This window comes from Streptomyces sp. NPDC002680 (assembly GCF_042889145.1).
GTDB classification, from domain to species: Bacteria; Actinomycetota; Actinomycetes; order Streptomycetales; family Streptomycetaceae; genus Streptomyces; species Streptomyces adonidis.
The window spans coordinates 26,170-46,948 of the sequence record NZ_JBIAQP010000035.1 but is presented as its reverse complement, the minus strand read 5'-3'; the positions used below and the strand labels follow the sequence as shown (position 1 = coordinate 46,948).

Annotated in this window: 20 protein-coding genes; 8 read left to right on the top strand and 12 right to left on the bottom strand. The window is 70.0% G+C overall.

Annotated elements, in window-relative coordinates:
- Nucleotides 1-3: 3 nt before the first annotated feature.
- From ACFYXF_RS50675 to ACFYXF_RS50665, 3 genes are all read right to left on the bottom strand, one after another.
- Complete coding sequence (locus ACFYXF_RS50675; protein WP_389361005.1) at nucleotides 4-816, bottom strand: SURF1 family protein; 813 nt, start codon at nucleotides 814-816, stop codon at nucleotides 4-6.
- 55 nt (nucleotides 817-871) lie between these two features.
- A complete protein-coding gene (locus ACFYXF_RS50670) occupies nucleotides 872-1,105 on the bottom strand; it encodes a hypothetical protein (RefSeq protein ID WP_369033760.1) in 234 nt (77 codons plus the stop codon).
- A 79-nt stretch (nucleotides 1,106-1,184) separates the two neighbouring features.
- Nucleotides 1,185-2,189: a DEDDh family exonuclease gene (locus ACFYXF_RS50665; protein ID WP_389361003.1), complete on the bottom strand. Its 1,005-nt coding sequence runs from the start codon at nucleotides 2,187-2,189 to the stop codon at nucleotides 1,185-1,187.
- Between the two features lie 143 nt (nucleotides 2,190-2,332).
- On the opposite strand from ACFYXF_RS50665, the gene ACFYXF_RS50660 reads away from it, so the two are divergent.
- Together ACFYXF_RS50660 and ACFYXF_RS50655 are read left to right on the top strand one after the other, a co-directional pair.
- The gene (locus ACFYXF_RS50660; protein WP_389361001.1) at nucleotides 2,333-3,211 is read left to right on the top strand and encodes a sterol desaturase family protein; all 879 of its coding nucleotides are present in this window, start codon (nucleotides 2,333-2,335) and stop codon (nucleotides 3,209-3,211) included.
- Complete coding sequence (locus ACFYXF_RS50655; RefSeq protein ID WP_389360999.1) at nucleotides 3,208-3,909, top strand: lysoplasmalogenase; 702 nt, start codon at nucleotides 3,208-3,210, stop codon at nucleotides 3,907-3,909. The genes ACFYXF_RS50660 and ACFYXF_RS50655 overlap by 4 nt, the downstream gene beginning before the upstream one ends.
- Here the strand turns inward: ACFYXF_RS50655 and ACFYXF_RS50650 are convergent.
- From ACFYXF_RS50650 to ACFYXF_RS50635, 4 genes are all read right to left on the bottom strand, one after another.
- The gene (locus ACFYXF_RS50650; protein ID WP_389360997.1) at nucleotides 3,875-4,918 is read right to left on the bottom strand and encodes a CopD family protein; all 1,044 of its coding nucleotides are present in this window, start codon (nucleotides 4,916-4,918) and stop codon (nucleotides 3,875-3,877) included. The genes ACFYXF_RS50655 and ACFYXF_RS50650 overlap by 35 nt on opposite strands.
- 89 nt (nucleotides 4,919-5,007) lie before the next feature.
- Complete coding sequence (locus tag ACFYXF_RS50645) at nucleotides 5,008-6,402, bottom strand: CoA transferase (protein ID WP_389360995.1); 1,395 nt, start codon at nucleotides 6,400-6,402, stop codon at nucleotides 5,008-5,010.
- A 107-nt stretch (nucleotides 6,403-6,509) separates the two neighbouring features.
- Complete coding sequence (locus tag ACFYXF_RS50640) at nucleotides 6,510-8,039, bottom strand: S8 family serine peptidase (protein ID WP_389360993.1); 1,530 nt, start codon at nucleotides 8,037-8,039, stop codon at nucleotides 6,510-6,512.
- 68 nt (nucleotides 8,040-8,107) lie between these two features.
- Nucleotides 8,108-9,649 carry a S8 family serine peptidase gene (locus ACFYXF_RS50635; RefSeq protein ID WP_389360991.1) on the bottom strand — a complete coding sequence of 514 codons (1,542 nt, stop codon included), beginning with the start codon at nucleotides 9,647-9,649 and terminating at the stop codon, nucleotides 8,108-8,110.
- A gap of 459 nt (nucleotides 9,650-10,108) precedes the next feature.
- Between ACFYXF_RS50635 and ACFYXF_RS50630 the strand changes: the two genes are divergently transcribed.
- The 3 genes from ACFYXF_RS50630 to moaA all read left to right on the top strand — a co-directional run bounded on the left by ACFYXF_RS50630 (nucleotide 10,109) and on the right by moaA (nucleotide 13,255).
- Complete coding sequence (locus tag ACFYXF_RS50630) at nucleotides 10,109-10,465, top strand: DUF485 domain-containing protein (protein WP_389360989.1); 357 nt, start codon at nucleotides 10,109-10,111, stop codon at nucleotides 10,463-10,465.
- Entirely contained in the window at nucleotides 10,462-12,087 is a 1,626-nt protein-coding gene (locus tag ACFYXF_RS50625; protein WP_389360987.1) for a cation acetate symporter, read from the top strand. Before ACFYXF_RS50630 ends, ACFYXF_RS50625 begins: the two co-directional genes overlap by 4 nt.
- Before the next feature lie 178 nt (nucleotides 12,088-12,265).
- Nucleotides 12,266-13,255: a GTP 3',8-cyclase MoaA gene (moaA, locus tag ACFYXF_RS50620; RefSeq protein ID WP_389360985.1), complete on the top strand. Its 990-nt coding sequence runs from the start codon at nucleotides 12,266-12,268 to the stop codon at nucleotides 13,253-13,255.
- Nucleotides 13,256-13,341: 86 nt separating this feature from the next.
- Here the strand turns inward: moaA and ACFYXF_RS50615 are convergent, their stop codons facing one another.
- Complete coding sequence (locus ACFYXF_RS50615; RefSeq protein ID WP_389360983.1) at nucleotides 13,342-13,569, bottom strand: hypothetical protein; 228 nt, start codon at nucleotides 13,567-13,569, stop codon at nucleotides 13,342-13,344.
- A 220-nt stretch (nucleotides 13,570-13,789) separates the two neighbouring features.
- Nucleotides 13,790-14,188, bottom strand: a complete 399-nt coding sequence (locus tag ACFYXF_RS50610) for a DUF3099 domain-containing protein (RefSeq protein WP_389360981.1) — start codon at nucleotides 14,186-14,188, stop codon at nucleotides 13,790-13,792.
- 245 nt (nucleotides 14,189-14,433) lie between these two features.
- Between ACFYXF_RS50610 and ACFYXF_RS50605 the strand changes: the two genes are divergently transcribed.
- Nucleotides 14,434-14,712 carry a GlsB/YeaQ/YmgE family stress response membrane protein gene (locus ACFYXF_RS50605; RefSeq protein ID WP_389360979.1) on the top strand — a complete coding sequence of 93 codons (279 nt, stop codon included), beginning with the start codon at nucleotides 14,434-14,436 and terminating at the stop codon, nucleotides 14,710-14,712.
- A 57-nt stretch (nucleotides 14,713-14,769) separates the two neighbouring features.
- Here ACFYXF_RS50605 and tyrS read toward each other — a convergent pair whose 3' ends face one another.
- The 3 genes from tyrS to ACFYXF_RS50590 form a co-directional block, all read right to left on the bottom strand.
- Nucleotides 14,770-16,035, bottom strand: coding sequence for a tyrosine--tRNA ligase (gene tyrS / locus ACFYXF_RS50600; protein ID WP_389360977.1), 1,266 nt, complete (start codon nucleotides 16,033-16,035; stop codon nucleotides 14,770-14,772).
- 74 nt (nucleotides 16,036-16,109) lie between these two features.
- Entirely contained in the window at nucleotides 16,110-17,504 is a 1,395-nt protein-coding gene (locus ACFYXF_RS50595) for a metallopeptidase TldD-related protein (RefSeq protein WP_389360975.1), read from the bottom strand.
- Nucleotides 17,501-19,024 (bottom strand): TldD/PmbA family protein, encoded by a 1,524-nt coding sequence (locus ACFYXF_RS50590; RefSeq protein ID WP_389360973.1) that lies wholly within the window; start codon nucleotides 19,022-19,024, stop codon nucleotides 17,501-17,503. The genes ACFYXF_RS50595 and ACFYXF_RS50590 overlap by 4 nt, the downstream gene beginning before the upstream one ends.
- A 210-nt stretch (nucleotides 19,025-19,234) precedes the next feature.
- Here ACFYXF_RS50590 and fabG point away from each other — a divergent pair, with 210 nt between their 5' ends.
- Complete coding sequence (gene fabG / locus ACFYXF_RS50585) at nucleotides 19,235-19,939, top strand: 3-oxoacyl-[acyl-carrier-protein] reductase (RefSeq protein WP_369033743.1); 705 nt, start codon at nucleotides 19,235-19,237, stop codon at nucleotides 19,937-19,939.
- Nucleotides 19,940-19,944: 5 nt separating this feature from the next.
- Complete coding sequence (gene fabI / locus ACFYXF_RS50580) at nucleotides 19,945-20,712, top strand: enoyl-ACP reductase FabI (RefSeq protein ID WP_389360970.1); 768 nt, start codon at nucleotides 19,945-19,947, stop codon at nucleotides 20,710-20,712.
- Nucleotides 20,713-20,779: the final 67 nt, after the last annotated feature.

Here is a 20,779-nt window from a genome sequence, read left to right as displayed (position 1 = left end):
ACGTCACACGGCGGCGGGCTCGCCGTCCGGCGACTCCTGTGACTCACGCTCCGCCGACTCGGCCGCGGCCTCCGCCAGGTCCCGGCGTTCCCGGCGCACCAGGATCACCCAGCCCAGGGGGACGGCGGCGGAGAACAGCCACCATTGGATGGCGTAGGCGTAGTTCAGTGCGGCGTTCTCGTTGCCGGGCCTGCCGAGCAGTTCGGGCGTGTCGCCCTTCGGCTCGGGTGTCGTCAGCACGATGTAGCCGCCGAGCACCTCGGCGCCCAGCCGCCGGGCCTCCTGCTCGCTGTTGATCAGCATGATCTGGCGGTCAGGCAGGCCCTTGAGGTCCTTGATGCCGCTCGCCGCGGTCGTCTCGGCGGGCATCAGCCGCCCGGTGACGGTGATCTCGCCCTTGGGGGGCGCCGGGATGCTGGGGAACGCGGTCTGGCTCGGGCCGTCCGCGGGGATCCAGCCCCGGTTGACCAGCAGGACCTTGCCGTCGTCGAGGACGAAGGGGGTCAGGACGTGGTAGCCGACCTCGTCGTCGGAGTTGGTGCGGCGCCGGACGACGACCTCGTCGTCGGTGTCGAACCGACCTTTCGCGCTCACCGTGTGGTATCGCTCGCCGGTGGTGACGGTGTGTCCGGGGGAGGTCAGCTTCTCCACGGGCACCGGCTCGGCGGACAGCGCGTCGGCGACCAGCTGGTTGCGGGCGGTGCGCTCTTCGTAGCGGTGCATCTGCCAGATGCCCAGCCTGATCATCGTGGGGATGAGGAGGAGGGCGACCAGCGTGAGGATCACCCACTGCCGGGACAAGAGGAAGCGGTACACCCCACTGACGGTACAACTCGCCCGTGGGGTGCATTCAGGGGGGTACGGACTCGGCTCAGACCTTGTCGATGATCCCGACCCTCCCCTCCGCGCGGGCGCAGTGCGCCCCGCAGTACCAGTGGCCGTCCGCCTCCACGCCCTGGCCGATGATCTGGACACGGCAGTGCTCGCAGATGGGTGCCATGCGGTGGATCGCGCAGGAGAAGCAGTCGAAGACATGCACCGCGCCCTGCGCGTGCACCTCGAACGTCATGCCGTAACTGTTGCCGCAGACTTCACAGGTCGCCATGCGCCACAGGGTGGGCCGTCGGTGGCGCCCGAGCGAGACCGTGCCGGGCGAGTCGGGCGGCAATCACCCGTCCGTACGGTCATCCCTCCGCCGCCGGTTCCACGTCCCGCAGCAGCTGACCGAAGGCCGCCTCGTCGACCACCGGTGTGCCGTACTGCCGGGCCTTGACCACCTTCGAGGTCATCGAGTCGGGGTCGTTGGTGACGAGCAGGCTGGTCAGCCGGGACAGGCTCGTCGCGACATGCAGCCCCGCCTCGACGGCCCGGTCCTCCAGCAGGTCGCGCTCGACCGAGGTGTCCCCGGAGAACGCCACCCGCATGCCCTGCTTCAGCGGCCTGCCGTCCTCGTACCGCCCCGGATTGGGGTACGGACACGCGGGCCGCTTGCGGGACGGCCGCCAACTGGTCGGCTGGTAGCCGCCGTAGCCCCCGGAGGCCTGCCGTCCGATCTGGGGCCGCGCGGAGCCGCTCACGGACCCCGACCACTCCGTCAGGGGCCGGCACTCCAGCAGTGGCAGCCGTACGCCGCCCCGGGCAGCTGCGTGCAGACTGGGCCGGAACGCCTCGGCGAGCACGCGCGCGTCGTCCAGGGCGTGGTGGGCGCGCTGCTGGACGACCCCGTAGTGCGCGGCGAGCGTCTCCAGCTTGTGGTTGGGCAGCGGCAGCCCCAGCTCCTTGGAGAGCGCGATGGTGCACAGCCGCTGCCGCACCGGCGCCTCGCGCTCCGCGCGCGCGTACTCCCGGGCGATCATCGACCAGTCGAAGACCGCGTTGTGCGCGACGAGCACACGGTCGGCGAGCCGGGACGCGAACTCCTCGGCGATCTCGACGAAGAGGGGCGCTCCCTCCAGGACGTCACTCGTCAACCCGTGGATCCACACCGGCCCGGGGTCCCGCTCCGGATTGACGGTCGTGTACCAGTGGTCCTCGACCTCACCGCGCGCGTCGAGCCGGTAGACGGCTGCGGAGATTATCCGGTCGTCCCGGGACAGACCGGTGGTCTCGACGTCAACGACCGCGTATCCCTGGGGATATGCGGTCGGCCACGGTACGGGGGACGGCGTCGGCGTCAGGTCTTCGAGCATGGTCCCAGAGAATACGGGCCGCGACTGACACTCCGTCGGCCACCCGGTTGGTGGAGACCACCAACAAGCAAGCGCGTACTGCCCTGAATACTTGTCAGTAACAACGTCTATGCGCCACCCGTGAGCCGTCCTAACGTGCAGCCATGCCCAACCTCCCCGATGTCGTGGCCTGGTCCATACCCGCCTTCGTACTCCTCACCGTCATCGAGATGATCAGTGTCCGAATCCACCCTGCCGCCGAGGGGGCCGCCGCCGGGTACGAGGCGAAGGACGCCGCGACCAGCGTCGGCATGGGCCTGGGGAGCCTGGCCTTCGACTTCCTCTGGAAGATCCCGATCGTCGCCGTCTACACGGCGATTCATGAACTCACCCCGCTCCGCGTCCCGGTGCTGTGGTGGACCGTCCCGCTGATGCTGCTCGGCCAGGACTTCTTCTACTACTGGTCGCACCGCGGGCACCACGTCGTCCGCATCCTGTGGGCCTGTCACGTGGTCCACCACTCCAGCCGGAGGTTCAACCTCACGACCGCGCTGCGCCAGCCCTGGACCACGCTCACCGTCTGGCCGTTCTACGTCCCCCTCGTCGCCCTCGGTGTGCACCCGGCCGCGCTCGCCTTCTGCTCCTCCGCGAACCTCGTGTACCAGTTCTGGATCCACACCGAGCGGATCGACCGCATGCCCCGCTGGTTCGAGTACGTCTTCAACACGCCCTCCCACCACCGCGTCCACCACGCCTCCCAAGGCGGCTATCTGGACCGCAACTTCGGCGGGATCCTCATCGTCTGGGACCGGCTCTTCGGCTCGTTCGTCGCGGAGACCGAACGGCCTGTCTACGGGTTGACGAAGAACATCAACACGTTCAACCCGGTCAAGGTCGCCACTCATGAGTACGTGGCGATCGTCAAGGACATCAAGGCGGCGGGCAGTTGGCGCGAGCGCGCCGGGCGGGTGTTCCGGGGACCGGGCTGGCAGCCCGCGTCAGTGAGGCAGGAGCAGCCCGCCGAAGAGACCGTCGTCGCGTGAGACCCACCCGCGTTCTCCTGGCCGCCTTCGCCCTCGCCGCAGCCGCCGACCTGGTATCCCTCACCGCAGGCTCCGACACCGGCCACGCCCTCGCCAAGCCCCTCCTGATGCCACTCCTCGCCGCCCACGCCCATCTGCGCGGCGCTCCCCGACTTCTCACCGTCGCCCTTCTCCTCGGCTGGGCGGGCGACGTCCTGCTGCTCTCCGACGCCGACCCGGCGTTCCTGGCGGGCATGGCCTCCTTCGCGGCCGGCCACGTGTGCTACCTCGTCCTCTTCAGGAGGTACGGCAACACGTTCCGCATGGCGGGCGGCGCCCCACGCGCGCGTGCAGCCCGCCACGGCCTCGCGGGCGCCTATGCCCTGGCCCTGGCCGTCACCCTCGCCGTCCTCGGGCCCGGCCTCCCCGCCGAACTCCGCGTCCCCGTCGCCGGTTACAGCCTCCTGCTGACCGCGATGGCCTACCGAGCCACCGCACTCGGTCTTCTCGTCGGCGCGGGCGGCGCGCTCTTCCTGCTCTCCGACACGCTCATCGCGACGGGCGTCGCGGACCTGCCCCAACTCCCGAACCCCGACTTCTGGATCATGCTCACGTACCTCGCGGCCCAATGGCTCCTGACCGTCGGAGTACTCGCGGCGGCGAGAACCGCGGCGCGGTCACCCCTCACGTCCAGCGGATCGGCACCGGCAGCGCGGTGAGCAGCCCCGACACCGCGACCACCAGCCCCAGCGCGACGACCTCCGCGCGCGCGGGGGAGCAGGCCGTCAGCGGATCGGTCGCCCGGCTCAGCCGCAGCCGCGCCCACAGGGCGAGCGCGGCGACGGCGGCCACGACGATCACCTTGGCGAGCAGCGTGCGGCCGTACGCCGTCGACGTCAGCTGCTCCAGGACCGTGTTCGCCGGCATCCGGCGCAGCGTGCTCCAGATGCCCGTCGCGGTGATCAGGGCGAGCAGAACGGCCGCCACGCGCGCGTAGAGGCCCAGCAACGCAACGCGCGCCTCACTCGCGGCGTCCCATAGGGGCAACGTCCGCAGGACGTACAGCAGTCCGCCCACCCACAGCGCCGCGCACGTGAGGTGCACGAAGGTCAGCGCCGAGCCGGTCAGCGGATCCAGCTCCGGCGCCGGATGGGCCCGCAGCGCCTCCGCCACGGCCACGGCGGCCAACGGCCAGACCTGCATCACCGGGCGGGCCGAGAGGGCGCACAGTCCCGCCGCCGCGAACCCGTTGACCTCCAGCAGCGCGAGCTTGCCGTCCCGGGACTCGTACAGTCCGCCCACATCGATCGCGGCCAGGCTGTGCGGCACGAGGTTGCCGGTCGACACCACCGAGGCGAGCCCCAGCGCGGCGACGAAACCGACACCGGTCGCGTACGGCGCCCAACTCCGCGCCCGCTCCGGCGGCGCCCCCGGCAGTCTGCCGGCCAGCTGCCGCACGAACAGCTCGCCCACCGGGACGCACAGCGCGGCGAACAGCACCGTTCGCAGCAGCGCGATCCCGGGGACGCCGGGCGCGGAGGCCTCCCCGGTGCCGTCCAGCGCGGCGGACGGGCCGAGCAGCGGTATCAGCGCGGCCAGCGCCACCAGCACGAGCACGGCGACGGCCCGCCCCGTACCGGGTCGTCCGCTGCCAGGTTGCCCGGCACCGGGTGTTCTCGCGGGCCCGCCCTCGTCGGACGCCCCGTCAGTCGGTCGTATCAAGCCCACCCCAAGATCCTCACCAGCCGTAGGTACGTCTCCGGTCGCCCGGCGACTCACCCCGGCGCCCCTCCCCAAGGGCCTACGCTGTGTCTATCTCAATACCCCCACTGAGGTCTGTCTTTCCCCCAAACCCCGGGAGGCCGCGCCCAGTCGACCGGCCCGCCCGCGAAGGAGACCGGCGACAGCGCGTACCGCAGCCGCCCCAGCGCGCTGTCCCGCTCGGCGAGCCATGCCTCCGGCCCGTCGTACGCGTCGTGGTACGCGGAGCCGCTCACAGGCGTCTGCTGCCCCTGAGCCGCCCCGCTCATCAGCCACCCCGCCGTCCGGGCCAGTGCCAGCCGTACGAACCGGCTGCCGCCCTCCCGTACCTGGTCGCTCAGCGCCCGCAGCACCCCGGCCGCCAGGAGATATCCCGTGCCGTGGTCGAGCGCCTGCGCGGGCAGCGCACCGGGCTCCGCCGTCGTCCCCTCGATCGCCGCGATGCCGGTGGCGACCTGCACCAGACTGTCGAAGCCCCGCCGCTCACCCCAGGGCCCGTACGCGCCCCACGCCGACAACTGCGCCACGACCACCCCGGGCCTGCGTTCGGCCAGCGACTCCGGCGACAGCCCGAACCGGTCCAGGGCACCGGGCCGGTACCCGGTCACGACGACGTCAGCACTGGCGAGGAGCTCCTCGAAGGCCCGCCGGTCGGCCGCCAGATCCAGCACCGCCGACCGCTTCCCGAAGCCCGTGTCGGCGTGCTGGTCCGGGAGTTCGGGCAGCTGGGGCGCGTCCAGGCGCAGGACGTCCGCGCCGAGCAGGGCGAGGGTGCGGGTGGCGACGGGGCCCGCGATGACCCGGGTCAGGTCGAGGACGCGGATTCCGGCGGCGGGCAGCAGGGGGTCGGTGTCGATGGGCGCGAGCACACGCGTGGGTGCCGAGTCCAGCCGCCCGCGCTCGACCAGGGGGCGCGCGGCCACCGCCGTGCCCTGCTCGTGCACGGCCCACTCGTTCGCCGTACGCAGCGCGACGGCGAGGCCGCCGGCCGCGTACACGGTCTCCTCGGCCTCCGCCGAGGTGCGTTCGGCGAAGGCGGCGGCGACGGACGCCGGGTCCTCGGACGTGCCCAGGGCCGCGAGCAGACGTGCCCGGTGGTGCGGGTAGTTGGCGTGTGTGCGCACCCAGCCGTCCGTCGTCCGCCAGAAGCGCGACAGTGGCGCGAAGGAGACCGGTGCGCGTCCGTCGACCAGCAGATGCCGCTCGCTGACGAGGGCGGTGGCGACGGCGCCGTCGTCCACGCGGACCCCGGGCAGCTCCGGCAGCCCGGCCCGGAGGGCGCCCAGTTCCGCGGCGGCCAGCGCGCAGCAGCCGACGCAGGCCCGCGCCAACTCCCGTACCGGCAGCCGTGATGCGAGCACTCCGGTGCGTGCGACGGTCGAGACCCGGGCGGGGGCGGCGGGATCGCCGCCCAGCGCGGCCCAGGTGTACTCCGTGCTCAACACAGTCATACGGTCACTATGCCGCGTGTACTGGATCAACATATGTACGGGATCAACACGGTGGGCCGGACAGCTCAACGCTGTCCGGCCCACCGCAGAGGATCAATACCGAGGACCTACTTCGTCACCGCGTCCAGTGCGTCCGCGACGCCGTGGCCGTAGAAGCCGTTGTAGTTCTTCGGGCCCTCGCACACCGCGTCGACCTTGCCGTCACCGTTGATGTCGTACGGGTCCGTGCACGTCGTGGCGTCCGCCTCGGCGTACAGGAGCGCCTTCACCAGGCGGGCGGAGGCGTGCGGGTGCGTCGACTTGATCAGGGCGGCCACGCCCGCGACATGCGGGGACGCCATCGACGTACCGGCCATGTAGCCCCAGGTGCCGCCGGGCAGCGGGCCGAGGATCAGGCCGCTGGTGGCCGGCGGGGCCGGGGTCTGGTAGCGGGTCGAGTCGCCGCCCGGGGCGGCTATGTCGATGACGCCCAGTCCGTGGTTGGAGAACGACGACTTGATGCCCTTGGCGCCCGTCGAGGCGACGGTCACGACGCCAGGGAGCTGGGTCGGGATGTCGTAGCACTCGGAGGGGTCGATGACCCGGTCCGAGGGCGTCGCGTCGTTGGGGGAGACCGGGTCGGTGATCTCGTCGGCCGCGAGGTCGTAGTTCTCGTTGCCGGCCGCCGCGACATTGACGACGCCCTTGTGCTCCGCGTACTGCGTGGCCCGCGTGATGGCGTCGACCAGGGCCTTCTGGTCCGGGTCGTTCTTGCAGTTGAAGTACCAGGGGTCCGTGTAATAGCTGTTGTTGGTGACGTCCACGCCGTGCTCGGCCGCCCACACGAAGCCGCAGACGACGGCCTCCGTGTAGAAGTAGCCGGCCGTGGTCGACACCTTGATGCCGGACACCTTGACGCCCGGCGCGACGCCCGTGACGCCGACGCCGTTCTTCGCGGCGGCGATCTCACCGGCGACGTGCGTGCCGTGCGGGCTCTCGCCCGTGGTCGGCCGCCAGGCCCCGTCGGTGGTGTCGGGCTTGCCCGTCACACAGTTGACGGAGGCCTTGCGGTCGAAGTTCGGCGCGATGTCGGGGTGGGTGTCGTCGACACCGGTGTCGATCACGGCGACGGTCACCTTGGAGCTGCCGAGCGACTTCTCGTGCGCCTTGTCCGCCTTGATGGCGGGCAGGTCCCACTGCAACGGCTCCAGCGGGTCCTGGGCGGCGGTGGCGTCGGCGGTGGCGCTCGCGACCTCCGCCGCGGAGAGCACCTTCGGGGCGCCCATGTCGGTGGTCGACTGCGCGGGCAGCGGCGCGTTGCGCGTGTTGCCGGCCGACTGCACACCGGGCACCTTGCGGACGGTCTTGGCGAAGTCGGGGTTCGCCGAGTGGACGACGATCACCCCGATCCGGTCGTACGACGTGACGATCGTGCCGCCGGCCTCGGCGATGGCCTTCTTCAGGTACCGGGCCTGGCCGAGGCCGGGGAACACGTTGACGACATAGCTGAGCGATGTCGCGTCGGCGGCGGTGGCCGCCACGGGCGTGGCGTCGGCCGCGACGGCGTCGATGTTCGGCAGAAAGGCGAACGCCGTCGCCATGACCATCCCGACCGGGATCGCCACGGCGCGACGGGAGCGCGGGTGGGGGGCTGTCATAGGGGTCTCCAGTTCCTTCGTTCGAGGGACGTGCGGACCGTGCGGGAAGACTCGGAGGACCGTGCCGGTTACTGGACCGCGCGCAGCGCGTTGACGATCCCGGCCCCGAAGAATCCGTTGACCCGTGCGCCGCCCTCGCACACCGCGTCCTGCGTGCCGTCACCGTCCTGGTCGTACGACTCGGGGCAGCCCGGGTTGTCCGCCTGGGCCTTGAGCAGCCTCTGGAGCTGGGCCGGGGTCGCCCACGGGTGCTTCGACTTCAGCAGCGCGGCGACGCCCGCGGCGTGCGGCGAGGCCATCGAGGTGCCCTGAAGGAAGGCGTACTCGCCGTTGGGCATGGTGGACAGGATGCGGCCGTTCTGCGACGGCGTGTCAGGTATCTGGTACTTGCGGTCGCCGCCGGGGGCCGCGACGTCGATGACGCCGTTTCCGTACGTGGAGTAGTACGACTTGACGTTGTCGACGCCCGTGGCGCTCACCGTGACGACACCCGGGAGCTGGGTCGGTACGTCGAAGCACTCGTGCGGGTCGATCGTGCGCGTGACCGGCGTCGAGTCGTCGGGGCTGCTGTCGTCGACGATCGCGTCGGAGTCCAGGTCGTGGGCGGAGTTGCCTGCCGACGCCAGGTTGAGGATGCCCTTGTTCTGCGCGTACAGCTGCGCCCTGTTGACCGCGTCAACAATGGCCCGCTGATCGGGGTCGTCCATGCAGTTGTACAGCCATGGATCAACGTAGTAGCTGTTGTTGGTGATCTCGACGCCGTGGTCGGCGGCGAACACGAAGGCGCAGACGACGCTCTCCGGGTAGAAGAGCCCGTTGTCCGGGTCGCTCACCTTGATGCCGGCGACCTTCACACCGGGCGCGACACCGGCCACACCGATGCCGTTGCGGGCGGCGGCGATCTCACCGGCCACGTGGGTGCCGTGGTAGTCCTCGGCGGTGTACGGGCGCCACGCACCCGCGCTGGTGTCCGCGACGCCGCCGACGCAGTTCGCCGACTGGGCCGCGGAGAAGTTCGGGGCGAGGTCGGGGTGGGTGTCGTCGACGCCGGTGTCGATCACGGCGACGGTGACCTTGCGGCTGCCCGGGTTGATCTTCGCGGCCTTGTCGGCGCCGATCGACCGCAGGTCCCACTGGTCGGCTTCGAGGGGCTCGCTCTCGGGGACCGTGGCCGACGCGGCCTCGACCTTGGCTGCCTCGGCGGCCGTCAGATAGTCCGCCGCACCCTCGTCGGTCGTCCCGGCGGCCACCAGCGGCGTGGTCCGCGTGGCACCCGCGGACTTCACCCCGCGCACCGCGCGGATCTCCGCCCCGAAGGAGGGGTTGGTGGAGTGGACGACGATCACACCGATCTTCTTGAACGTGACCACGACGGTCCCGCCGGCCGCGGATATCGCCTTCGTCACCGCCCCGATCGTGTGACGGTCGGTGCTCTTCGTGTTGACGACATACGCGAGGTTCGGGCCGTCCGCGGCAGTGGCGGCGGAGGCGGCCGGCTCGGCGGCCGACGCGGCCACGGGCATGAAGCCGAGGAAGCTGAAGGAAGCGGTCAGGGACAGCACGACCGGCACCGCGAGAGCGAGCCGACGTCTGGAGCGCAGATGAGCCATGGGATCTCCACATCATCCGGAAACGAGGCCGGCCCGGACAAGGATGGTTGCCGGGCAGGCGCGTAGCAGGGACGGTCAACAAAGTGAGTACGCGCGAAAAAGCGGGCACGGGCGCATGGCCCGCACCGCCGATATTGCAGGTACATGACGGGTGGTACAGGCCGAAGCTATCCCGCGTCGTCGCTGGCCAGCAATGACTTCCGGAGACCAGTTCGGAAAGAAGCGCGGGGAGTTGAACCTGCCCTCGCGTGGCGCCGTGACCTTGGACAGGGAGCACGAGCACCATCGAGCCCCCTGTCGGATCACGCGTGTGGGCCCTACCATCGCGAGCCGACCCCGTGATCCAGATCACCGCGAGGTCAGAAAAGAGCCATGTCCGTACCCAGCCCGACCCCGTCCCCGAACGACCACTCACCCCCGTCCGCTGTCGTCACCGCACCCGCAACGCGAGGAGACTCCGTGGCTACCGACGCACCGCCCCCCCCGAAGACAGAGCCCCATTCCCCGTCCACGGCGGAGTTCGTCGAGGTGCAGGAGAGCGCCGAGTTCGGTGAACTGCGCCGCGCCCACCGCTCCTTCGCCTTCCCGCTGACCGTCGGCTTCATCAGCTGGTACCTGCTGTACGTCCTGCTGTCGAACTACGCGGGCGGCTTCATGGGCACCAAGCTCTTCGGCCACATCAACGTCGCCTTCGTCTTCGGCATCGCCCAGTTCGTCACCACGTTCCTCATCGCCTGGTGGTACGCGCGGTACTCCTCCGCGAACCTCGACCCCAAGGGTGAGGCGATCAAGTCCCGGATGGAGGGCGGCGCATGAGCCCCGTACAGCAGAGTGTTCTCGCCGCCGGTGAGGCCAGTGAGCACCGGCCGCTGATCATCTCCCTGTTCGCGGTGTTCGTCGTCGCGACCCTCGTCATCACCGTCTGGGCGGGCCGCCAGACCAAGAGCGCTGCCGACTTCTACGCCGGCGGGCGCCAGTTCAGCGCCTTCCAGAACGGCCTCGCGGTCTCCGGCGACTACATGTCCGCCGCGTCCTTCCTCGGCATCGCGGGCGCGATCGCCCTCTTCGGGTACGACGGCTTCCTGTACTCCATCGGCTTCCTCGTCGCCTGGCTGGTCGCCCTGCTCCTGGTGGCCGAACCGCTGCGCAACTCCGGCCGCTACACCATGGGTGACGTCCTCGCGTACCGCATGCGCCAGCGCCCGGTCCGCACGGCCGCCGGTACGTCGACGATCGTCGTCTCGATCTTCTACCTGCTGGCCCAGATGGCCGGCGCGGGCGTCCTCGTCTCGCTCCTCCTCGGCATCACCTCGGACGCGGGCAAGGTCGCCATCGTCGCCCTCGTCGGCGTCCTGATGATCGTGTACGTCTCCATCGGCGGTATGAAGGGCACCACCTGGGTCCAGATGGTCAAGGCCGTGCTGCTCATCAGCGGCACGATCCTCATTACGTTCCTGGTGCTGCTGAAGTTCAACTTCAACATCTCCGATCTGCTCGGCACCGCCGCCGAACGCAGCGGCAAGGGCGACGCGTTCCTGGAGCCCGGCCTCCAGTACGGCGCCACCGGCACCTCCAAGCTGGACTTCATCTCCCTGGGCATCGCCCTGGTCCTCGGCACCGCCGGTCTGCCGCACATCCTGATCCGCTTCTACACGGTGCCCACGGCGCAGGCCGCCCGGAAGTCCGTGATCTGGGCGATCGGCATCATCGGCGGCTTCTACCTGATGACGATCGCGCTCGGCTTCGGCGCCGCCGCGCTGATCGACCAGAAAGAGATCACCGACTCCAACCCATCAGGGAACACGGCCGCGCCGCTGCTCGCCCTGCACATCGGCGGCGTCGACTCGGCCTGGGGCGCGGTACTGCTCGCGACGATCTCGGCGGTCGCCTTCGCGACGATCCTCGCCGTCGTCGCCGGCCTCACGCTGGCGTCGTCGTCGTCCTTCGCGCACGACATCTACGCCAACGTCATCCGCAAGGGGCAGGCCACCGAGAAGGAGGAGATGAAGGCGGTCCGCTGGGCCACCGTCCTCATCGGCATCGTCTCCATCGCCCTGGGCGCCCTCGCCCGCGACCTCAACGTGGCCGGCCTGGTCGCGCTGGCGTTCGCGGTAGCCGCGTCCGCGAACCTGCCCACGATCCTCTACAGCCTGTTCTGGAAGCGGTTCACCACCCAGGGCGCCCTGTGGTCGATCTACGGCGGCCTGATCGTGGCGGTCGGCCTGGTGCTGTTCTCGCCGGTCGTCTCCGGCGACCCGAAGGCGATGTTCCCGGACGTCGACTTCCACTGGTTCCCGCTGAAGAACCCCGGCATCATCTCCATCCCGTTCGGCTTCCTCATGGGCTGGCTCGGCACGGTCCTCTCCAAGGAGGAGCCCGACACCGGCAAGTACGCGGAGCTGGAGGTCCGGTCCCTCACGGGAACCGGGGCCCACTAGGCGTTCCGACGCGCATACGGAGCGGGGCCGTCGTAGGGACCTACGGCGGCCCCGCTCCACGTCTTGTGGCATCGGGGCGGTCTCGATGTCAGTGGGGTCACGTAGGCTCGCAGGTGTCGGAGAAACTGTGCTCCGCCACGCGATCCGCACGGGATCCGCTACGAGGGAGGGGGCCCACGTGCTCATCGACACCTACAACCGAGTGGCCACCGACCTGCGCGTCTCACTGACCGACCGCTGCAACCTGCGCTGTACGTACTGCATGCCCGAGGAGGGCCTGCAGTGGCTGGCCAAGCCGGACCTGCTCACGGACGACGAGATCGTCCGCCTCATAGACATAGCCGTCCGCCTGCTGGGCATCGAGGAGGTCCGCTTCACCGGCGGCGAACCCCTGCTGCGCCCGGGCCTGGTCGGCATCGTGGAGCGGGTCGCCACCCTGGCCCCCCGCCCCCAGATGTCCCTGACGACGAACGGCATCGGCCTGGTCCGTACGGCGACGGCGCTGAAGGCGGCGGGCCTGGACCGTGTCAACGTCTCCCTGGACACCCTGCGCCCGGACGTCTTCAAGACGCTCACCCGCCGCGACCGCCACAAGGACGTCATCGCGGGCCTGGAAGCGGCTCGCGAGGCGGGTCTGACCCCGGTCAAGGTCAACGCGGTCCTGATGCCGGGCCTGAACGCCGACGAGGCCCCGGACCTCCTCGCCTGGGCGGTCGAGCACGACTACGAGCTGCGTTTCATCGAGCAGATGCCGCTGGACGCCCAGCACGGCTGGAAGCGCGAGGGCATGGTGACGGCGGGCGACATCCTGCAGTCCCTGCGCACCCGCTTCGAGCTGACGGAGGAGGGCTCGGAGAAGCGGGGCTCGGCCCCGGCGGAGCGCTGGCTGGTGGACGGCGGCCCGCACGTCGTGGGTGTCATAGCCTCGGTCACCCGCCCGTTCTGCGCGGCCTGCGACCGCACCCGCCTCACGGCCGACGGCCAGATCCGCACCTGCCTCTTCGCCCGCGAGGAAACAGACCTCCGCGCGGCCCTCCGCTCGGCCGCCCCCGACGAGGAGATAGCCCGCATCTGGCGCGAGGCGATGTGGGGCAAGAAGGCGGGCGCAGGCCTGGACGACCCGGAGTTCGTCCAGCCGGACAGACCGATGTCAGCAATCGGCGGTTAGCTGTTCAGGGGCGCCCGTTCGGGGCGCCCCAAAGGGGCGCGGGGAACTGCGCGACCAGCCACAACGGACCCGCAGACGAAAACGGCTCACCCCTCCGGAGGAGACGCCCACTCCTCCAGCCGAACCACGTCCTTCAAAAACCCCCGCACCCCCAGAAACTGCGACAAGTGCTCGCGATGCTCCTCGCAAGCCAACCAAGTCTTCCGCCGCTCAGGCGTATGCAGCTTCGGGTTGTTCCACGCAAGCACCCACACGGCGTCCGCCCGGCATGCCTTGGCGGAACAGATGGGGGAGTCAGGGTCAGGACCGAACATCTGCTGACCCTAACCCGGCGGAAAACCCGGCCGGAACAGCGCTCAAAAGGCGACGCCGAGCAGCCACGGGGGGAGCTGCCCGGCGTCGGTCTGTCGCTCCGACGGGGGATGCGGAGCGCGTACGAAGTATGTCATGGGTAAGCGTCCGACCGGCACTGGAACAACATGATTGATCTGAGCTTTTCTTGAGCTTGGCGATGCCGTCGGCGTTGACTTTCGGTCAGGCCCGCTCGCGCGGATTGCCCCGCACGTCGGCCCCCTGATCGCCCCCGGAGCCTTCCGCTGAGGGTTCCGCGAACCCCTCCTCCGGACGCGGCGGCGCGATCATCGGCCGTACCGGAGCCGTCACGAACGTCGACGGCAGCCCCGGCGCGTTCTCCCGGCCGGCGTTGGCGATCACCACGGAGATATAGGGGAGAACCATGCCCAGCACCAACGCCACGAACGCGACGTGCCGTTCGACGTTCCAGAGCACCGCCGCGAGGACCACGGCCACTGTCCGCACGGACATGGAGATGACGTACCGGCGCTGTCTGGCGCGCACATCGTCCGCGAGCCCCTGCCGGGCCCCGGTGATCCGGAAGACCTGGGCGCCGCCACTGTTGCTCTGCTTCCGCATCACGTTCCACCGTCCACCCGAATCGGACACGCCCCGGCCCGTACCCGCGCCGAACCCGGTCGGGGAACCAGGATCCGGATGACTTCCACGTTACGCCGCGTCTGCGTCGCCTACGAGACCGGGGCACCTTCCGTCGGGGTGACCGCTCTGCGCCGTACCGCGTACCGAGGGCCCCGACATGCGCCGTAGCGCGAACGGACCGACACTGGGCGTAATGCTCACCAGAGCGGTACGAGGAGGCAGCCATGGGCTGGTTGTGGGCGATCATCGTGGGATTCGTGCTGGGTCTGCTGGCCAAGGCGATCATTCCGGGCAAGCAGCACAGCCCGCTCTGGCTGACGACCGTCTTCGGCATCATCGGCGCCGTCATCGGCAACGCGATGGCACGAGGCTTCGGCGTCGAGGAGACAGCGGGCATCGACTGGTGGCGCCACCTCTTCCAGCTGATCGCCGCGGTCGTGGTCGTGGCCCTGGGCGACAAGGCGTACATGGCGACGCTGGGCAAGCGCAAACAGCGGGCCTGACCGGACCCACGCAAAGAGGCGGCTCCCCTGGGGAAGCCGCCTCTGCCGTACGACCGGTCAGCCGGTGACCTCGACGGCCGCCAGATTCTTCTTGCCCCGGCGCAGCACCAGCCACCGCCCGTGGAGCAGATCTTCCTTGGCGGGGACGGCGTCCTCGGCGGCGACCTTCACGTTGTTCACGTACGCGCCGCCCTCCTTCACCGTGCGCCGCGCGGCCGACTTGCTGGCCACCAGGCCGACCTCGGCGAACAGGTCGACGACCGGACCCGCCTCGGTGACCCGGATGTGCGGCACCTCGGAGAGGGCCGCGGTCAGCGTCCGCTCGTCCAGCTCACCCAGCTCGCCCTGACCGAAGAGGGCCTTGGACGCGGCGATCACGGCGGCCGTCTGCTCGGCGCCGTGCACCAGCGTCGTCAGCTCCTCGGCGAGGGCGCGCTGAGCGGCCCGCGCCTGCGGACGCTCGGCGGTCTGCGCCTCCAGCGCCTCCAGCTCCTCCGGGGACTGGAAGGACAGGATGCGCATGTACGTCGAGATGTCCCGGTCGTCCACGTTCAGCCAGAACTGGTAGAACGCGTACGGGGTCGTCATCTCCGGGTCGAGCCAGATGGCGCCGCCCTCGGTCTTGCCGAACTTGGTGCCGTCCGCCTTGACCATCAGCGGCGTAGCCAGACAGTGCGCCTCGGCGTCGGGCTCCAGCCGGTGGATCAGGTCGAGGCCCGCCGTGAGATTGCCCCACTGGTCGCTGCCGCCCTGCTGGAGCGTGCAGCCGTACCTCCGGTACAGCTCCAGGAAGTCCATGCCCTGCAACAGCTGGTAGCTGAACTCCGTGTAGCTGATGCCCTCCTGGGACTCCAGTCGCCGGGCGACCGAGTCCTTCGTCAGCATCTTGTTGACGCGGAAGTGCTTGCCGATGTCCCGGAGGAACTCGATGGCCGACAGTCCGGCCGTCCAGTCCAGGTTGTTCACCATCACCGCGGCGTTCTCGCCCTCGAAGGACAGGAACGGCTCGATCTGCGCGCGCAGCCGGGTCACCCAGTTCGCGACCGTCTCCGGGTCGTTCAGCGTGCGCTCCGCCGTGGGACGAGGGTCACCGATCTGGCCGGTCGCCCCGCCCACCAGGGCCAGCGGACGCAGGCCCGCCTGCTGGAGGCGGCGCATGGTGAGCACCTGCACCAGGTGACCGACGTGCAGACTGGCCGCCGTCGGGTCGAAACCGCAATAGAACGTGACGGGACCGTCCGCGAGCGCCTTGCGCAAAGCGTCCTCGTCAGTGGACAGGGCCCAGAGGCCCCGCCACTTCAGCTCGTCGACGATGTCCGTCACGGTTCTCGTATCTCCTTGTGGATGGTCTTCGTACAGTCAGTTGTACGGCAGTCGAGCGACTACCGGCTACGAGGTTATACGCCCTGACTGACAGAGCTCATATTGAAGTCCGGCACCCGCAGCGCAGGCATCGCAGCCCTGGTGAACCAGTCGCTCCACTCCCGGGGCAGCGTCTTTTCCGTGCGCCCCGCCTCGACGGCCCGCCCCAGCAGATCCACCGGCGACTCGTTGAACCGGAAGTTGTTGACCTCCCCGCTGACCTCGCCGTTCTCAACCAGGTACACCCCGTCACGGGTCAGGCCGGTCAGCAGCAGGGTGGCCGGGTCGACCTCGCGGATGTACCAGAGGCAGGTCAGCAGCAGCCCGCGCTCGGTGTTCGCGACCATCTCCTCCAGGGACTTGTCCTCGCCCCCGTCCAGGACGATGTTCCCGATCGCCGGGGACACGGGCAGACCGGTCAGCCCGGCGGTGTGCCGGGAGGTGATCAGCCGGTTCAGCTCGCCCTCGCGGATCCATTCCGTGGCGCTCAGCGGCAGCCCGTTGTCGAACACCGACTGGTCGTCGCCGGAGGAGTGGGCGAGCAGGAAGGGGGAGGCCTCAAGCCCCGGCTCGTTCGGGTCGCTGCGCAGCGTCAGCGGCAGCTCGGTGAGCTTCTCGCCGATGCGTGTCCCGCCGCCCGGCTTGGAGAACACCGTGCGCCCCTCGGCGGCGTCCCGCGCGGACGCCGACCACAGCTGGTAGATCAGCAGGTCGGCGACGGCCGTCGGCGGCAGCAGCGTCTCGTACCGCCCGGCCGGCAACTCGATCCGCCGCTCCGCCCAGCCGAGGCGTACGGCGAGTTCCGCGTCGAGGGCGGCCGGGTCGACGTCCTTGAAGTCCCGCGTCGACCGCCCGGCCCACGCGGACCGCGTACGGTCCGGGGACTTGGCGTTCAGCTCCAGCGTCCCGTTGGGCTGGTCATGGCGCAGCCGCAGCCCCGTCGACGTACCCACATAGCTCGACACCAGCTCGTGGTTGGCGAAGCCGTACAGCTCCCGGCCGCCCGCACGCGCGCGTGCGAACGCCTCGCCGAGCGCCGGCGCGAAGTCGGCGAACACCGCGGACGAGGTCTCGGACGGCGCGTCCGTGAAGTCGGGGGACTCCGGCACACCCGCGACCAGCGGCTGGGCGTCCTCCGCGGGGCTCGCACCACGTGCGGCTGCCTCGGCGGCCCGTACGAGCGGTTCCAGCTCGTCGGAGGTGACGGCCGCGCGGGAGACGACCCCCGAGGCCGTGCCCTGCTTGCCGCCGACGGTCGCGACGACGGTGAGCGTGCGCCCGCGCGTGACCCCGTTGGTGGTGAGGGCGTTGCCCGCCCAGCGCAGGTTGGCGCTCGACTCCTCGTCGGCGATGACGACACACCCGTCGGCCCGGGACAGCTCGAGGGCCCGCTCGACAACCTCGTGCGGCTTGTTCATACGGGCGCTCATCGACCGGCCTCCTGCGTGGTGTTGAGGATGTTGACGCCCTTGAAGAGGGCCGACGGGCAGCCGTGGGACACGGCCGCGACCTGGCCCGGCTGGGCCTTGCCGCAGTTGAAGGCGCCGCCCAGGACGTACGTCTGGGGACCGCCGACGGCCGCCATGGAGCCCCAGAAGTCGGTGGTCGTCGCCTGGTAGGCCACGTCCCGCAGCTGCCCGGTGATCCGGCCGTTCTCGATCCTGAAGAACCGCTGTCCGGTGAACTGGAAGTTGTACCGCTGCATGTCGATGGACCAGGACCGGTCCCCGACGACATAGATCCCGCGGTCGACGCCGCCGATGAGATCCTCGGTCGCCAGCCCGGCCGGGTCCGGCTGCAACGACACATTGGCCATGCGCTGCACGGGCACATGCCCGGGCGAGTCGGCGTACGCACACCCGTTGGACCGGTCGAACCCGGTCAGCTTCGCGATCCGCCGGTCCAGCTGGTAGCCCACCAGCGTCCCGTCCTTCACCAGGTCCCACGACTGACCGGCGACGCCCTCGTCGTCGTACCCGATGGTCGCCAGGCCGTGTTCGGCGGTGCGGTCGCCCGTGACGTTCATCAGGTCGGAGCCGTACCTCAGCTTGCCGAGCTGGTCGAAGGTGGCGAAGGAGGTACCGGCGTACGCGGCCTCGTAACCCAGCGCGCGGTCCAGCTCGGTGGCGTGGCCGATGGACTCGTGGATGGTCAGCCACAGGTTCGACGGGTCGACGACCAGGTCGTACAGCCCCGCCTCGACGCTCGGCGCGCGCATCTTCTCCGCGAGCAGCTCGGGGATCTGCTCCAGCTCGGACTCCCAGTCCCAGCCCCGGCCCGTGAGGTACTCCCAGCCGCGTCCGACGGGCGGCGCGATGGTCCGCATCGAGTCGAACTCGCCGCTCGACTCGTCGACGGAGACGGCGGTGAACTGCGGGTGCAGCCGGACCCGTTGCTGCGTGGTGACGGTCCCCGCGGTGTCGGCGTAGAACTTGTTCTCGTGCACCGTGAGCAGCGAGGCGTCGACGTGGTTGACGCCGTTCGCCGCGAGCAGCCGCGCGCTCCACTCGGCCAGCAGCCCGGCCTTCTCCTCGTCCGGCACGGTGAACGGGTCGATCTCGTACGACGAGATCCAGGTCCGGTCCGCGTGCACGGGCTCGTCGGCCAGCTCCACGCGCTCGTCGGACCCCGCCGCCTTGATCACCTGCGCGGACAGCTTCGCCATGGCCACCGCCTGCGAGGCGACCTTCGCGGCGGCGTCCATGCTCAGATCCACGCCCGACGCGAACCCCCAGGTACCGCCGTGCACCACCCGCACCGCGTACCCCAGGTCCGTGGTGTCGGACGAGCCGGACGGCTTGGCGTCCCGCAGCCGCCAGGACGCGCTGCGCACCCGCTCGAACCGGAAGTCCGCGTGGTCGGCACCGAGCGCACGCGCGCGTGCGAGGGCGGCGTCGGCCAGGGCACGTAGGGGCAGTGCCAGGAATGACTGATCGACCTCATGGGCCATGAGCGGCCTCTCCTTGTCACGGTGAGTGTGATGCGTCTGTCTCGCAGTGAATCATGCACGCCGACTGTAGGGACCCGACAGCGGCAGGGGTGAGCCACTGTCGGTGCCCGAATGTCCGCGGGCGTCGGCCGACCGATAGGTTTTTGGAGAAGCAGCCTGTCAACCCTGCTGTTCGGACAGGTGTTGAACCGCTAACGAAAGGGTGATCCGTTGAGCCGCTCGGTTCTCGTCACCGGAGGCAACCGGGGCATCGGCCTCGCCATCGCCCGCGCGTTCGCCGATGCCGGCGACAAGGTCGCCATCACATACCGTTCCGGTGAGCCGCCGACAGGCTTCCTCGCCGTCAAGTGCGACATCACCGACACCGAGCAGGTGGAGCAGGCCTACAAGGAGATCGAGGCCGAGCACGGCCCGGTCGAGGTCCTCGTCGCCAACGCCGGTGTCACCAAGGACCAGCTCCTGATGCGCATGTCCGAGGACGACTTCACGTCCGTCGTCGACACCAACCTCACCGGCGCCTTCCGCGTCGTCAAGCGTGCCAACCGCGGCATGCTGCGCGCCAAGAAGGGCCGCGTCGTCCTCATCTCCTCGGTCGTCGGTCTGTACGGCGGTCCCGGCCAGGCCAACTACGCCGCCTCCAAGGCCGGTCTGGTCGGCTTCGCGCGGTCCCTCGCCCGTGAGCTGGGCTCGCGCAACATCACCTTCAACGTCGTCGCGCCCGGCTTCGTCGACACCGACATGACCAAGGTCCTCACCGACGAGCAGCGCGAGACCATCGTGAAGCAGGTACCGCTCGGCCGGTACGCGCAGCCGGAGGAGATCGCCGCGACGGTGCGGTTCCTCGCCTCGGACGACGCCTCGTACATCACTGGAGCCGTCATCCCCGTTGACGGCGGACTGGGAATGGGTCACTGATCACCATGAGCGGAATTCTCGAGGGCAAGCGCGTCCTGATCACCGGTGTGCTGATGGAGTCCTCCATCGCCTTCCACACCGCCAAGCTGGCCCAGGAGCAGGGCGCGGAGATCATCCTGACCGCGTTCCCGCGGCCCACGCTGACCGAGCGCATCGCCAAGAAGCTCCCCAAGCCCACCAAGGTCCTGGAGCTGGACGTCACCAACGAGGAGCACCTGGCCCGCCTGGCCGACCTCGTCGGCGAGGAGCTCGGCGGCCTCGACGGCGTCGTCCACTCCATCGGCTTCGCCCCGCAGGATGCCCTCGGCGGCAACTTCCTCAACACCCCGTTCGAGTCCGTGGCCACCGCCATGCACGTCTCGGCGTTCTCCCTGAAGTCGCTCACCATGGCCTGCCTGCCGCTGATGCAGAACGGCGGCTCGGTCGTCGGCCTCACCTTCGACGCGAAGTTCGCGTGGCCGCAGTACGACTGGATGGGTCCGGCCAAGGCCGCCCTGGAGGCCACCAGCCGTTACGTCGCCCGCGACCTGGGCAAGCAGAACATCCGCTGCAACCTCGTCTCCGCCGGCCCGCTCGCCTCCATGGCCGCCAAGTCCATCCCGGGCTTCTCGGACCTGGCCTCCGTGTGGGACAACCGCTCGCCCCTGGAGTGGGACCTCAAGGACCCCGAGCCGGCCGGCCGCGGTGTCGTCGCCCTGCTCAGCGACTGGTTCCCGAAGACCACCGGCGAGATCATCCACGTGGACGGCGGGCTGCACGCGATCGGCGCGTGACCACTGCCGACGCCTCCTGAGGCTCGGCCGACACCCGAGGGCTCGCGTTCCGTTCCGGCGCGGGCCC

Excerpts from the sequence above, each read along its gene's own strand:
- ACFYXF_RS50670 (WP_369033760.1), bottom strand. The coding sequence starts at position 1,105 with ATGGCGACCTGTGAAGTCTGCGGCAACAGTTACGGCATGACGTTCGAG.
- ACFYXF_RS50665 (WP_389361003.1), bottom strand. The coding sequence starts at position 2,189 with ATGCTCGAAGACCTGACGCCGACGCCGTCCCCCGTACCGTGGCCGACC.
- ACFYXF_RS50660 (WP_389361001.1), top strand. The coding sequence starts at position 2,333 with ATGCCCAACCTCCCCGATGTCGTGGCCTGGTCCATACCCGCCTTCGTA.
- ACFYXF_RS50645 (WP_389360995.1), bottom strand. The coding sequence starts at position 6,402 with ATGACTGTGTTGAGCACGGAGTACACCTGGGCCGCGCTGGGCGGCGAT.
- ACFYXF_RS50640 (WP_389360993.1), bottom strand. The coding sequence starts at position 8,039 with ATGACAGCCCCCCACCCGCGCTCCCGTCGCGCCGTGGCGATCCCGGTC.
- ACFYXF_RS50635 (WP_389360991.1), bottom strand. The coding sequence starts at position 9,649 with ATGGCTCATCTGCGCTCCAGACGTCGGCTCGCTCTCGCGGTGCCGGTC.
- ACFYXF_RS50625 (WP_389360987.1), top strand. The coding sequence starts at position 10,462 with ATGAGCCCCGTACAGCAGAGTGTTCTCGCCGCCGGTGAGGCCAGTGAG.
- ACFYXF_RS50615 (WP_389360983.1), bottom strand. The coding sequence starts at position 13,569 with ATGTTCGGTCCTGACCCTGACTCCCCCATCTGTTCCGCCAAGGCATGC.
- ACFYXF_RS50610 (WP_389360981.1), bottom strand. The coding sequence starts at position 14,188 with ATGCGGAAGCAGAGCAACAGTGGCGGCGCCCAGGTCTTCCGGATCACC.
- ACFYXF_RS50605 (WP_389360979.1), top strand. The coding sequence starts at position 14,434 with ATGGGCTGGTTGTGGGCGATCATCGTGGGATTCGTGCTGGGTCTGCTG.
- ACFYXF_RS50595 (WP_389360975.1), bottom strand. The coding sequence starts at position 17,504 with ATGAGCGCCCGTATGAACAAGCCGCACGAGGTTGTCGAGCGGGCCCTC.
- ACFYXF_RS50590 (WP_389360973.1), bottom strand. The coding sequence starts at position 19,024 with ATGGCCCATGAGGTCGATCAGTCATTCCTGGCACTGCCCCTACGTGCC.
- fabI (WP_389360970.1), top strand. The coding sequence starts at position 19,945 with ATGAGCGGAATTCTCGAGGGCAAGCGCGTCCTGATCACCGGTGTGCTG.